13 protein-coding genes are annotated in these 12598 nt (G+C 69.4%); 8 read left to right on the forward strand and 5 right to left on the reverse strand.

Annotated elements, in window-relative coordinates; translation table 11 throughout:
* The first annotated feature begins 56 nt into the window (after positions 1 to 56).
* Positions 57 to 1310 carry a threonine ammonia-lyase gene (gene ilvA, locus E6A26_RS01660; RefSeq protein WP_136609430.1) on the forward strand — a complete coding sequence of 418 codons (1254 nt, stop codon included), beginning with the start codon at positions 57 to 59 and terminating at the stop codon, positions 1308 to 1310.
* A gap of 136 nt (positions 1311 to 1446) precedes the next feature.
* Here the strand turns inward: ilvA and greA are convergent, their stop codons facing one another.
* A complete protein-coding gene (gene greA / locus E6A26_RS01665; protein WP_136609431.1) occupies positions 1447 to 1938 on the reverse strand; it encodes a transcription elongation factor GreA in 492 nt (163 codons plus the stop codon).
* A 219-nt stretch (positions 1939 to 2157) separates the two neighbouring features.
* Positions 2158 to 2586, reverse strand: coding sequence for a DUF4307 domain-containing protein (locus E6A26_RS01670; RefSeq protein ID WP_136609432.1), 429 nt, complete (start codon positions 2584 to 2586; stop codon positions 2158 to 2160).
* 18 nt (positions 2587 to 2604) lie between these two features.
* On the opposite strand from E6A26_RS01670, the gene mca reads away from it, so the two are divergent.
* From mca to E6A26_RS01690, 5 genes are all read left to right on the forward strand, one after another.
* A complete protein-coding gene (gene mca, locus E6A26_RS01675; RefSeq protein ID WP_234864870.1) occupies positions 2605 to 3528 on the forward strand; it encodes a mycothiol conjugate amidase Mca in 924 nt (307 codons plus the stop codon).
* 4 nt (positions 3529 to 3532) lie between these two features.
* Positions 3533 to 3880, forward strand: a complete 348-nt coding sequence (locus E6A26_RS01680) for a hypothetical protein (RefSeq protein WP_211128878.1) — start codon at positions 3533 to 3535, stop codon at positions 3878 to 3880.
* Between the two features lie 83 nt (positions 3881 to 3963).
* Positions 3964 to 4164, forward strand: coding sequence for a hypothetical protein (locus E6A26_RS01685; RefSeq protein ID WP_234864872.1), 201 nt, complete (start codon positions 3964 to 3966; stop codon positions 4162 to 4164).
* Between the two features lie 372 nt (positions 4165 to 4536).
* Positions 4537 to 5265: a thioredoxin domain-containing protein gene (locus E6A26_RS17815; RefSeq protein WP_234864874.1), complete on the forward strand. Its 729-nt coding sequence runs from the start codon at positions 4537 to 4539 to the stop codon at positions 5263 to 5265.
* Positions 5208 to 6581: a thioredoxin domain-containing protein gene (locus E6A26_RS01690; RefSeq protein ID WP_234864875.1), complete on the forward strand. Its 1374-nt coding sequence runs from the start codon at positions 5208 to 5210 to the stop codon at positions 6579 to 6581. The genes E6A26_RS17815 and E6A26_RS01690 overlap by 58 nt, the downstream gene beginning before the upstream one ends.
* 8 nt (positions 6582 to 6589) lie before the next feature.
* Here the strand turns inward: E6A26_RS01690 and trhA are convergent, their stop codons facing one another.
* Genes trhA through E6A26_RS01705 form a run of 3 tightly spaced genes read right to left on the reverse strand, consistent with a single transcriptional unit; the run spans position 6590 to position 8995 of the window.
* Positions 6590 to 7267: a PAQR family membrane homeostasis protein TrhA gene (trhA, locus tag E6A26_RS01695; RefSeq protein ID WP_136609433.1), complete on the reverse strand. Its 678-nt coding sequence runs from the start codon at positions 7265 to 7267 to the stop codon at positions 6590 to 6592.
* A 49-nt stretch (positions 7268 to 7316) separates the two neighbouring features.
* Entirely contained in the window at positions 7317 to 7547 is a 231-nt protein-coding gene (locus E6A26_RS01700; RefSeq protein WP_211128880.1) for a hypothetical protein, read from the reverse strand.
* Entirely contained in the window at positions 7544 to 8995 is a 1452-nt protein-coding gene (locus E6A26_RS01705) for a glycosyltransferase family 2 protein (protein ID WP_136609434.1), read from the reverse strand. The genes E6A26_RS01700 and E6A26_RS01705 overlap by 4 nt, the downstream gene beginning before the upstream one ends.
* A 327-nt stretch (positions 8996 to 9322) precedes the next feature.
* Between E6A26_RS01705 and E6A26_RS01710 the strand changes: the two genes are divergently transcribed.
* Entirely contained in the window at positions 9323 to 11134 is a 1812-nt protein-coding gene (locus tag E6A26_RS01710) for a putative bifunctional diguanylate cyclase/phosphodiesterase (RefSeq protein ID WP_136609435.1), read from the forward strand.
* A 59-nt stretch (positions 11135 to 11193) separates the two neighbouring features.
* Positions 11194 to 12573 (forward strand): putative bifunctional diguanylate cyclase/phosphodiesterase, encoded by a 1380-nt coding sequence (locus tag E6A26_RS01715; protein ID WP_136609436.1) that lies wholly within the window; start codon positions 11194 to 11196, stop codon positions 12571 to 12573.
* The last annotated feature ends 25 nt before the right edge of the window (positions 12574 to 12598 follow it).

Raw genomic sequence — 12598 nt, forward strand, 5'->3', positions numbered from 1 at the left:
TCCTCAGGCTTCCCGGGCGCGACAGGATTCGCTCGGACCCCTAGGAGCACGCAACCATGACTGCCCTCTCGACCCTCGCTGTGACGCTGGACGATGTCCTGGCTGCGCGGGAGCTGCTCGGGGGCATTATTGCGAGGACGCCCATTGAGACGTCGAGGGCGCTCGGACAGATGGTGGGCGGCGAAGCCTTCCTCAAGTGCGAGAACCTCCAGCGCGCGGGCTCCTTCAAGGTGCGCGGCGCATACGTGCGCATGGCGCGGCTGAGCGACGAGGAGAAGGCCCTGGGCGTGGTCGCGGCGTCCGCGGGCAACCACGCCCAAGGCGTCGCCGTCGCGGCCAAGCGCCTCGGGATCCGGGCACGCATCTACATGCCGCTCGGCGTCGCGCTCCCGAAGCTCCAGGCCACGCGCAGCCACGGCGCGCACGTGGTGCTCCACGGCCACAACGTGGACGAGGCGCTTGCCGAGGCGAAGCGCTTCGCCGAGGAGACGGGCGCCGTCTTCGTGCACCCGTTCGACAACGTCGACGTCGTTGCGGGCCAGGGCACGGTGGGGCTCGAGGTCATCGAGCAGATCCCGGACGTCGACACGATCCTCATGGGCGTGGGGGGAGGCGGCCTGCTTGCCGGCGTGGCGGTGGCCGCGAAGGCCAGGGCCGCCCAGCTAGGGCGGGAGATCCGGGTGATCGGCGTCCAGGCCGAGAACGCCGCCGCCTACCCGCCGTCGCTCGCCGCGGACGCGGTGGTGCCGCTCCAGAAGGTCGCCACGATGGCCGACGGCATTGCGGTCGGCCTGCCCGGCCAGATCCCGTTCAGCATCATCCGCGAGCTCGTCGACGACGTCGTCACGGTGAGCGAGGACTCGCTCGCGCGGGCGCTCATCTTCCTCCTCGAGCGCGCCAAGCTCGTCGTCGAGCCCGCGGGCGCGGTCGGCGTGGCGGCGCTCATGGACGGTAAGCTCGCCGAGCTGGGCATTGATGCGAAGAAGACCGCCGTGATCCTCTCCGGCGGCAACGTCGACCCGATGCTCATGCTCAAGGTCATCCAGCGCGGCCTCTCGGCTGCCGGGCGCTTCCTGACGGTCCGAATGATGCTCGACGATCGCCCCGGGTCCCTCGCGACGATCTCCCGCATCATCGCCGAGAACGACGCGAACGTGACGGGCGTCGACCACACCCGCGTCGGCGGCTCGATCGCGATGGGAGACGTCGCGATCACGATCGACATGGAGACGAAGGGCCACGAGCACTCGGAGCAGGTCCTGGAGGCCCTGCGCGCCGAGGGCTTCCAGCCGGTCGTCATGCACGTCTAGCGAGTCCGCCGGGGCAGGGCCGACCAGCGGCGGGCGGCCGCCTCGACCAGACCCGGCTGCTTGGACCAGACGACGACGGCGCCGTCCCCTCGCAAGGGGAGCGGCGCCGTCTGCCGTCGTCAGCAGGTGAAGCTGATCAGCCCGCGTACGGGGTGGCCGAGATGATCTCGACCTTGATCTCCTTGCCGTTCGGCGCGGTGTAGGAGAGCTTGTCGCCCTGCTTGTGCCCGATGATCGCGGCACCGAGCGGGGACTTCTCGCTGAACACGTCGATCTCCGCGTCGCCCGCGATCTCACGCGAGCCGAGCAGGAAGCGCTCCTCCTCGCCGGCGATCTTCGCCACGACGAGCATGCCGGGTTCCACGACGCCGTCGTCGGCGGGCTTCTCGCCCACCTGGGCGTTGCGCAGCAGTTCCTGGAGCTGGCGGATGCGGGCCTCGATCTTGCCCTGCTCCTCCTTGGCGGCGTGGTAGCCGCCGTTCTCCTTGAGGTCGCCCTCCTGGCGGGCCGCCTCGATCCTCTCGACGATCTCGTGACGGCCGGCACCGGAGAGGTGGTCCAGCTCGGCCTTCAGGCGGTCGTACGCCTCCTGCGTGAGCCAGGCGCCGCCATGGTGGGTGGTGGTCATCTCGTCTCCTCATTCATTCCGTGCAGGGTCCGCACGGCTATCCATACAAAGACCCCGCCGGGGGTGCGGCTGCGGAGTTGGGGCTGTGTCCCGATCCGCCTGCTGCCACCGACGGGGCAATGGGTATTAGTACATTGTAGTGAGCGTGACAGGCGATCCCAAGTTTCCGTGCGGCGCGTGTCACACCCCGAGCCGCATCCGAGCCCTGGAAATCCCGGCTCAGCTACCCGCGATCCAGCACGAGTCGATGGCCACGGAGACGGCCTGGCTCTCGGTCCGGAGGTCGACGTGCCCCGTCTGGGTCACCGTGCCCGACGACCCCGAGCTGGGGCCGAAAGTCAGCTGCTTCCAGCCGACCACGCCGAACGAGTCGTCGAGAGCCTTGACCGTGCAGTAGGCGGTCTGCGAGGCCTCCTTCGTGACCTCGAAGTTCTCGGTCGCGTGCCAAGCGTCCGGCGTCGTGAAGCCCACATCCCGGAACGTCACGGTCTTCGCATTTCCGCTCCACGCGAACAGCGCAACGCCAGCCACGACCACCACGAGGGTCGCGGCGACGATGAGCGCCACGGCGCGGCGGCTGAGCCGGCCGCGCTGGGCTCCGTAGCGCTGGGTGTATCGCGATGCGGCTGCACCGGGGGATTGGGTCACCCGACTATTCTAGGAGGCGTGTCTGAGTACCAAGGCGATTCTGTGAACCACAGCCCACTGCGCCTGCTGGCAGTCCACGCCCATCCCGACGACGAGTCGAGCAAGGGCGCCCCGATGATGGCCAAGTACCTCGCCGAGGGCCACGAGGTCATGGTCGTGAGCTGTACCGATGGCTCGCGCGGCGACATCCAGAACCCCGCCCTGCTCGGGAACGCGCACGCTGCGCGGGACATGGCTGGCGCACGCCGGCTCGAGATGGCGGAGGCGCGGCGCATCATCGGCATGGACCACCGCTGGCTCGGCTTCACGGATTCCGGCCTGCCCGAGGGCGATCCGATGCCCCCGCTGCCGTGGGGTGCGTTCGCCTCGCTTCCGCTGCGGCAGGCGGCGGCGCCGCTCGTGCGGCTCGTGCGGGAGTTCCGCCCGCACGTGATCGTCTCGTACGACGAGAACGGCGGCTACCCGCATCCGGATCACATCATGGCGCACCGCGTGGCCGTCGAGGCGTTCCGAGCGTCCCCGCTCGCGGACGAGTATCCCGACGCCGGCGAGCCGTGGGAGCCCGCAAAGCTCTACTACGACGTCCCGTTCAACGTCCGCAAGTTCGGTGCCTTCCACCGGGCGCTGCTCGAGGCAGGGCTCGAATCGCCCTACGCGCGCTGGATCGCCTCGGCGACCGAGGACGACGCCGAAGGGCACCATCCCTGGGCGGCTCGCCACCCCGTGACGACGCAGGTCGAGTGCGGCGAATACTTCGAGATCAGGGACCGCGCCCTCGCGGCCCACGCGACGCAAGTAGACCCCAACGGGACGTTCTTCGCGGTCTCCCTCGCGCTGCGCCAGAAGGTGTGGCCGTGGGAGGACTATTCGCTCGTCAAGTCGAGCGTGGGGTTCCCAGGCGACGGCGAGACCGAAAGCGACCTGTTCGCCGGGCTACGATAGAGGGGTGCATTTCCTGTTCCTGGCCCTCGCGGCGACCCCCGATCCGACCCCTGCCGGGACCCTGAAGCCGGGTCTCACAGAGGATCAGGTGTCCCCGGGGCTCTGGGGCTTCCTGGCGACGGCGTTCGTCGTGCTGCTGAGCATCTTCCTGATCGTCGACATGGTGCGCCGTCTGCGCCGCGTCCGGTATCGCGGCGAGGTCGAGGAGGCGCGCGAGGCCAAGGATGCCGCAGCCCGCGAGCCGGGGGAGCAGTCAGTCGATGACGTCGAGCCAGTCAATCAGGACGAAGATCTGATGGACGCGCCCGTTCAGAATGTGGCCGAGTCTAAAGAGCACGGCTCCCGGGCGTAGCAGCTACACGGTTCCGATTGTGAGCCGAGGGCGTCGCTTTATCTGGCATTTCGGTCCCCGGAGAGCTCTTGTATGCTCCAGTTATGGAGTTTGTGTGGATCGTCCTGCATGAAGATTCTCCTGTCAGCACTGTTCTCGGCGTCTTTGCCACAGAGCGGGAAGCCGAAGAATTCTCGAACGAAGTGAAGGGTCAGTTCCTCCGCGGCGTCATCTATTCCAGATTCAAGGTCGGATATAGGTTCGACCGAGGAACAGGACACGCTGCTTACGGCCCAACTTCGTAGCCAGATCAAGGTCGCGGATCAGACGACCCTCCGCGAGTGACTTGCGTCCTGAGGACTTTTCTAAGTATCCCCCTGAGGGTCCACTGAAATTCGGTTCGGCTGCCACCTAATTTCGTGTTGTCTCGACGAAGAACTGGTCTGGATCGCCATAAGTGCGCTAACGATGTGTTAGTAGATTTCGCTGTGTCGATGAGATATTGGCGTCCGCAAGTCTGCGAAACCTTGCCAAGAGTTGCGGCCGGAGGCGAAAATACCCGCTCATAGTCGTCGAGCCGAAGCCGACCGCCGACTAATACGTTACGGCCGCAGGGTCGTGTAGCCGACAGAGGCCGCCGGTTCCGCTCGGAAACACCGGTGCGGCAGACTCGGGGTATGACGAATCGCCTTGCCGGCCAAGCCTCTGCGTATCTCCGCCAGCACGCCGAGAACCCGGTCGACTGGCAGCCCTATGGGGACGACGCGTTCGCCGAGGCCGCGCGCCGCGACGTCCCGGTCTTCATCTCGATCGGCTACGCGGCCTGCCACTGGTGCCACGTCATGGCCCACGAGTCGTTCGAGGACGCGCTGACCGCCCGCGAGCTCAACGATCGCTTCGTGAGCGTCAAGGTGGACCGCGAGGAGCGTCCCGACGTCGACTCGGTCTACATGGCGGCATGCCAGACGCTCGGCGAGCAGGGCGGGTGGCCCCTGAGCGTGTTCGCGCTCCCAGACGGGCGCGCCTTCTACGCCGGAACCTATTTTCCGCCCAGACCGCTCCCGGGCCGCCCGAGCTTCCGCCAGGTGCTCGATGCCGTGTGGGAGGCATGGACGGAGCGCCGCGACGGCCTCGAGGGCCAGGCCGCTGCGCTGGCTGAGGGGCTCGGCGGAGTCTTCTCCTCGCAACTCCTAGACCTGGACGGCGGGGCGGCGCCCGTGGAGCCAGGGCTCCTGTCCGAGGCGGTGTCGGCGCTGGTGCGCCTCGAGGACCCCGAGCACGGTGGGCTCGGGCGCGCGCCCAAGTTCCCGCCGTCGCCCGCGGGCTCGCCGGGCGGACGCTCGCCGCGATGTGCCGTTCGGCGCTCTTCGACGCTCTGGGAGGCGGCTTCGCGCGCTACTCGGTGACCGCCGACTGGTCGCTCCCCCACTACGAGAAGATGCTCTACGACAACGCCCAGCTCCTGCGGATCCTCGCCCACTGGGTGCGGCTGGGCGGGTCGGACGAGTTCCCCGCCGAGGAGGCGCGCGCCGCCGCAGCGCTCACGGCCGACTGGATGGTCCGCGAGCTCGGCCTGCCCGAGGGCGGGTTCGCGTCTTCCCTCGACGCGGACTCGGAGCGCGACGGCCGCACGGTCGAAGGCGGCTACTACGTGTGGACCCGCGCGGAGCTCGACGCCGCAGCGCGGGCCGCCGGGGGAGCGGACGACGCCGCCCGCCTGGCTTCGCTCTTCGGTCTCCCCGGCGGAGAACACGCGGGGAAGGCCGCGCCGCTGCATGCGGGGCGCGTGCTGGGGCCGGCCGAACGCGAGCTTGTCGAGCGGTGGCGTGGCCGTCTGCTCGCCGAGCGGTCTCGCCGCACGCCGCCCGCGCGCGATGACAAGGCCGTGGCCGGGTGGAACGGGCTCGCCGTGGCGGCGCTCGCGGACGCGGCGTGGGCGCTCGACCGCCCTGAGCTCCTCGAGGCGGCACGCGGGGCCGCCGAGCTGGTTCGGACCGTCCATTGGGACGGAGCGCGGCTCCTGCGCGTCTCGCATGGCGGGAGCGCGGCCGGGATCGAGGGCCTTCTCGCCGACTATGCCGGGTGCGCCGAGGGGGCGTTCGCGCTGTACTCGGCAACGGGGGAGGAGCGCTGGTACACGTGGGCCGAGGACCTCCTGGCGGTCGCGACCGATCGCTTCGTCGCGGACGGGCTCCTCTCCGACGGCCCAGCGGCCGAGGTCCCAGATACCGCGGGCGTCCGGGCGGCGCTCGCCGGCGCGCGGGCGCTCGACCCGTACGACGCCGAAGCTCCCAGCGGAGCCTCGCTCCTCGCGGGCGCGCTGCTCACCCATGCGGCATACAGCGGTTCGGCGGAGCACCGCCAGCTCGCGGCCTCGATCCTCGGCGGGCTCCCACGGCTCGTGGCCCAGAGCCCTCGGGTCGCGGGGTGGCTGCTCGCGGTGGCGCAGGGAGCGCTTGCTGGCCCCCTCGAAGTGGCGATCGTCGGAGCCCAGGGTGAGGGCCGCCGTCGTCTGCTCGCCGAGGCTCTCGCGTCGCCGAGGCCGGGACTAGTGGTTGCGGTTGGCGCCCCTTCGGAGGGCGAGGCGCGGGTGCCGCTCCTCGCCTTCCGCCAGGCCGCGGACGACGGCGGGGCCCTCGCCTATGTGTGCCGGGACTTCGCGTGCCGCCTCCCGGTCGGGACGCCCGAGGCCCTGCGGGACCTGATCGCGGCGGGCGGCTGAGGGCCCGGCTAGCGGGGGGTGGCCAGCACGGCGATCATGATCCCCACGAAGTGGACGGTGAACCCGCCCACCGTGAAGGCATGGAACAGCTCGTGGAAGCCGAAGTGATGCCAGTTGAAGTTGGGGCGGCGGATCCCGTAGAACACGGCACCGGCGATGTAGAGGGCCCCGCCCACGCAGACGAGGATTGCGGCAGGCATGCTCGCGGCGAAGAACTGCGGGAGGAAGAAGAAGGCCGCGCACCCGAGGACCACGTAGAGGGGCACATACAGCCAACGGGGGGCGCCCACCCACAGGACTCGGAAGAGTACCCCCAGAATGGCCCCGCTCCAGACGGCGGAGAGGAGGATGGCACTTTCCCCGCGGGGCAGGAGCACCCAGGACAGGGGCGTGTAGGTCCCCGCGATGACCAACATGATGTTGGTGTGGTCGATGCGCTTGAGGACTGCCTTGACCTTGGGCGACCAGTTTCCGCGGTGATAGACGGCGGAGACGACGAACAGGGTGAGCCCGGTGAGTGCGTACACGGCGCACGCGATCTTTCGGTCCGCGCCCGGCGCGACCGCCACGAGGACGATGCCCGCGGCGAGCGCGATCGGCGACGCGACCGCATGGATCCAGCCTCGCCAGGACGGCTTGAGGGCCAGGAGATCGGCGCGGGTGAGGGAGGCCCCGGTCTGCTGCATGCCGAAAGTCTAACTTACGGTTCGGTAGGTTACCAGAGGGTAGGTTAACTCACAGAGGGCCGTCGGGGTAGATGCTGCGGGTCTCGCGCCGGATGTAGCGGCGCCGCCGCGGCAGGCGGAGCTTCGGGAGGATCTTGGCCATGGCGAGCGTCCCGTAGAGGAGCGTGTTGATCGCCACGAAGGTCGCCAGGACGTCGAACGCCTCGCTCTGCAGGAGCTCTTGAGGGAACAGGATGCCCTGGGCGGCTAGGCCGTGGAGCGGAGCTGTCGCGGCGATCATCCGGCCACCGGATCCTTCTCGGGAACGGCCTGCGAGGGCGTCGGCGAAAGGTGCGTCCACGTGGCCTTGCTGCCGCGCGTGATGTCCACGATCCCCTTGACGTAGACGACGTTGAGGAACATGTCGTAGAGCAGCTCGGGAAGGATCAGCACCGCGAGGAGGCGCGCGGCCCACCCGCCGGACCACGCCGTGACCACGCGCTCGATCGCGAAGAGGGTTCCGACGCTCAGCCAGAAGGGGAACCACACCCAGGTGTCGAGCGAGAGGGCCATGAGGACCATGAGCAGGAGGTAGGCGCCGAGTGCGATCACGCTGTAGCCGATGCCGATCTGCTGCGCCCAGTAGCGGAGGGTCTGCGGCGTCACGCCGTAGGCGCCGAGGTTTTCGAGCGCGCCGCGCTGCCAGCGGAGGCGCTGCGCCCAGAGCATGCGCCACGAGGGCATGAGCTCGGTCACGACCGTACACTCGGGGGGTGAGATGGTGAGCCCGCCGAGAGACTTGATGGCGATCGTGAGCTCGTTGTCCTCAGTGAGGGCCGCGGTGTCGTACACGTCGCCGGGGCGGCCCGGGAGGTCCGTGCCTCGGCTGCTCGCAATCGCGCGGAGGGCGGCCGGCCTGAAGATCGAGGCGGTGCCCGTGAGGACGAAGACGCGGCCGTTTCGACGGCGGATGTCGCGCGTGTAGCGGACGTACTCGCTGCGCTGGAACTGCCTGACGAGGGTGGGGCCGGGCTCGCCGAAGAAGAGGCCGCCCACTGCCATGAGCGCGCGGTCGTCGGTGAAGCGGCCCACGGCCGCCTCGACGAAGCGGATGCCCAGCATCGTGTCCGCGTCCATGACCATGACCACGTCGTTGTCGCCCTGATGCGGGAGGATGTCGCGAAGGATCTGGTTGAGCGCGCCGCCCTTCTTCTCGGTGTTGCCCACCGTCTCGAAGACCTCCGCCCCGGCGCTGCGAGCCACGTCCACCGTGCGGTCGGTGCAGTTGTCCGCGACGACGATGACGCGGTCCGGCCTGCGGGTCTGGCGGGAGAGCGAGGCGAGGGTCTGGGGCAGGGAGGCCTGCTCGTTGTGCGCGGGGATGAGGACCGTCACGCTGACCTCGCCCGCGAAGATCCCACGGGTTGCCGCCATGATGGCCTTCGGCGCAAGAGGGCGCGCAGGGATATGCACGCGTGAGCGGCGGTAGCGGTCGGCCACGAAGCGCTCGAGGAGCGCGACGCCCGCGCCGAGCAGCGCGGACGCGGCCGCGGCCATGAGGATGACCTGGGTGCTCGGCGCATCCGCGTCGTACAGGACACGCCAGATCCCGGCGACGGTCACCTCGACCGGCGACCAGAACCTTGGCGGATGGCTAGCGGATACGGCCCACCAGAGCAGGGTCGCGGCCCCGCCCACAGTGAGGAAGATGAGGAGTCCAACCAGGCGTTGGAACCAGTGCGTTCGCACAGACTAAGGTTACCGTGATTCCCGGGTCTGATTTGACATGTAAAATGTTGACTGGATTTTTCGGTACACTGTCCGCTAGAGCTGGCGCTGGGACGCGCCGGCCGAGGGGCAGCTCCCTCGGTACCGAACCCATGGATGGCATTGCCGACGGCGTGCGCGCCTCGTCGCTGGGCGTCTTGTGTGCGCCTGGGGACCGCAGCGTGAGCCCGACTACAGGAGCGTGTCGATTGGCTCGAAGGCGCACCCAGCCCTGGGACATCCCGCTGCGCGGTGGCATGGGCCATGCCCGGGAGCTGTCTCCTGTCGGCGGCCTTTTAGGGGGCCCCGGTGGACGCAAGTAGCCGAGTGCGGGACAGCCTCGCCCAGCGACGTTTCCCGACCATGGCCGCGACCGTCGACCGGCTCGGGACGGAGATCCCGACTGTTCCTGCAGATACTCCGGTGGGCACCGTGGACGGCATGTTCCGGATGGATCCTGCGCTGCGCGCCGTCGCGGTCCAGGATGGGCCGCGCCAGCTCGTCCTCCTGACCCGGCGGCTCGTCGAGATCCACCTTTCCGGGCGGCTCGGGTATGGGCGCGCTCTCAATGCCCGCCGCACGGCCGGCCAGCTTCTGCCCGAGCACCGGGTGGTGTGCCGCCCAGGCATGAGCCTCGACGACGCCGCGGACCTCGCGCTCGGACGTCCCGAGGAGGTGCGCTACGACGATCTGCTCATGCTCGGCGACGAGGGGCCCAAGGTCGTGTCCGTCTCGGAGATCTTCGAGGAGCTCGCGCGCTCGTTCCGGCACGCCGCCTGGCACGACGACCTCACGGGGCTTCCCAACCGCCGCTGGTTCGACGAGCAGGGCCCTGCGCTGCTTGCCCGGTCCAACCCCGACCGGACCGCCATCCTCTATGTCGACCTCGACCACTTCAAGGCTGTCAACGACACGCATGGCCACGACGTGGGCAACGCCGTGCTCGTCGAGTTCGCCCGACGGCTGCGCGAGTGCGTCCGGGTCGAGGACGCCGCTGTGAGACTCGGCGGCGACGAATTCGTGGCGCTGCTCGCCGACATCGATGAGGCCGACGCCGAGAACGTCGCCGATCGGGTTCTCGCTGCCGCGCTCGCGCCGATGAACCATGGCGGGCACGCCCTCCAGCTCTCTGCGACCATCGGGCTCGTGATGGCCCGGGACATCGCGTGGGACGAAGAGCTCGGCCCCCTCGACGCCCTACTTCGCCACGCGGACGGAGCGATGCTTACGGGCAAGCAACTCGGGAAGCACCGCGTCCAGCGCCTCGACGGCCGTGCCGGCGATCCATTCGCGCGCCTCGCGCAGATCCGCCGCCGCCTCCTCGGCGCCTTGGAGGACGGGACCCTCACCGTGAGGTACGAGCCGATCCTCGACCTCGCGAGCAGCCGGTGCACGAGCGTCCAAGCCGTGCTGCACTGGGACGACCCGGAGCTCGGGGGCGTCGAACCGGACGAATTCCTTCAAGCCGCCGAGCGCAGCGGTCTGCTCGCGCAGATCGCCTCGCACGTGCTCGACAAGGTGTGTGCGCAGGTCGCGGAGTGGCGGCGGGCCGGGCACGGGTGGCGCGTGGGGCTCAGGGTCGTTCCGGGATGGCTCACCGGCGGCCAGCTCGCGCGGGACGTCAAGGCCGCGCTCGCCGCCCACGGGCTGGGCGGGGACGGCGTCCGGATCGATGTCGGCGGTCGCTTCGCGCTCGCGGACATTGCCAACGCCAAGGCGCAGGTGACCGAGTTGCGCGCAGCCGGAGTGGAGGTGGGTCTCGATTCCTATGGGAACGAGCACGGCACCATCGCCGTACTGAGGGCCCTGCCGTTCACCATGCTCAAGATCACCTCGACGCTCATTGACCAGATCGACTCGAGCCAGACCGACGCCGCGATCGTCGCCGGCATCGTCAATACCGGCCACGCGCTGGGACTCGAGGTCTTGGCGTCCGGGGTGACGCGCCCCTCGCAGATCGGCGTCCTGCGCGAGCTCGGCTGCGACGCCGCCCGCGGGGCCTTGATCGGCGACCCGATGGCCCCCGACGAGCTCGTCCGCCGCTTCAGTCCAGTCCCATCAGAACCCGACGCGGTGGGGGAGGTTTGCCTCGCGGGCGACTCGGCCCCTAACGTTTCCTAAGTGAACTTCCGGGCACCTCCGTCCGGGCTAGTGACGCGAGGAATGGGAAGTACTGGATCTTGGCGACTCCGCTCATTTGGCCTGAACACCGGCGGGGGCTGACTCTCGAAGTCGAGCGCCTCCTCCAGCCCGATCGGGGGCAGGGTCCGGGCCCGGGCCACGCCGGTCCGGAAGGCCGCGCGCTGCTCCTCGTGAGCCTGGACGCCTACAACCGGATCACCTTCAACCTCGGTCAGGCGCAGGCGAACCTTGTCCTGGACGAGGTGGAGCTCATGCTCACGGACTTCGTCGGGGAGAACGGGCTCGTCGTGCGGTCCGCGCGGGACGAGTTCGCCGTCCTGCTCCGCCGCGCCGACGCAAACGAGGCCCGGCGTGTGGCACAGACGATCCAGGCCCGTGCGCGCCGCGTCGAGTGTGGGCTCACGCGGCCGCTCCTGAGCGTGAGCGTGGGCGTGCGGACGGCGAGCGCGGGCGAGGGCGCCGAGGATGTCCTCGCTGCGGCGGGCGTGGCACTCGAGGCCGCCAAGGCCGGCGGCCGCGGGAAGATGAAGGTCTTCGAGCCCTTCATGCTCGACGCCATCGAGGTCCGTCACCGCCTCAGCAGCGATCTCGCTGCCGCGGTGAGGGATGGTGCGCTGACCGTTGCCTACCAGCCGATCGTGTCCCTGCAGACCGGTCGGGTCCAAGGGGTCGAAGCGCTGGCCCGTTGGACTCACCCCGCTCTGGGAATCATCCGGCCTGACGAATTCCTGCCGCTCGCCGAGGAACTCGGGATCGCCGCCGAGCTCGACCACCACATCCTCACGACGGCGCTGGCCCAGACCAATGCGTGGACGAGCGACCTTCCGCTCGCGCCGGACTTCAGCGTCAGCGTGAACATCACGGCGTCTCAGCTCCAGCACCTCGAATACATCGACCGGGTCCGGCACGCGCTCGGAGAGGCCGGGGTGGCCCCCAGCTCGCTCGTCCTCGAGATCACCGAGGCCTCCTTCGTGGCAGGCGACGACGTGGACACATATTCACTCCAGGGCCTGCGCCGCCTCGGGGTGGGCCTCGACATCGACGACTTCGGGACCGGGTACTCCTCGATCAGCTACCTCCAGAGGCTTCCCGTGAGCCGCGCGAAGATCGACCGATCGCTCCTTGGAAACGTGGCGACGGACCCGGACCAGCGTCGGTTCCTCGGAGCGATCCTGCGCCTCGTGGAGGCGTGCGGCCTCACCGTTGTCATCGAAGGCATCGAGACGGCGGAGCAGGCGCTCGCCGTCGCGGAGCTCGGCGCAGCGTACGGTCAGGGCTACTACTTCAGCCGCCCGATGCCGGCGGAGCAGATGACTGCGTTCCTCGAGGAGACCCTTGAGCGTCCGCTCGCCCCGTTCGCCGGAGGGCCAGGGACTTCCGCGTTCGCCGAGGGGCGAGGGCCTTCCGCGCGACGATAGGCTGTCTTCCGTGAAGCGGGAGAGA

It is taken from the genome of Sinomonas albida (assembly GCF_004919045.1).
Lineage (GTDB): Bacteria > Actinomycetota > Actinomycetes > Actinomycetales > Micrococcaceae > Sinomonas > Sinomonas albida.

Excerpts from the sequence above, each read along its gene's own strand:
- ilvA (WP_136609430.1), top strand. The coding sequence starts at position 57 with ATGACTGCCCTCTCGACCCTCGCTGTGACGCTGGACGATGTCCTGGCT.
- greA (WP_136609431.1), bottom strand. The coding sequence starts at position 1,938 with ATGACCACCACCCACCATGGCGGCGCCTGGCTCACGCAGGAGGCGTAC.
- E6A26_RS01685 (WP_234864872.1), top strand. The coding sequence starts at position 3,964 with ATGGAGTTTGTGTGGATCGTCCTGCATGAAGATTCTCCTGTCAGCACT.
- E6A26_RS17815 (WP_234864874.1), top strand. The coding sequence starts at position 4,537 with ATGACGAATCGCCTTGCCGGCCAAGCCTCTGCGTATCTCCGCCAGCAC.
- E6A26_RS01690 (WP_234864875.1), top strand. The coding sequence starts at position 5,208 with ATGTGCCGTTCGGCGCTCTTCGACGCTCTGGGAGGCGGCTTCGCGCGC.
- trhA (WP_136609433.1), bottom strand. The coding sequence starts at position 7,267 with ATGCAGCAGACCGGGGCCTCCCTCACCCGCGCCGATCTCCTGGCCCTC.
- E6A26_RS01700 (WP_211128880.1), bottom strand. The coding sequence starts at position 7,547 with ATGATCGCCGCGACAGCTCCGCTCCACGGCCTAGCCGCCCAGGGCATC.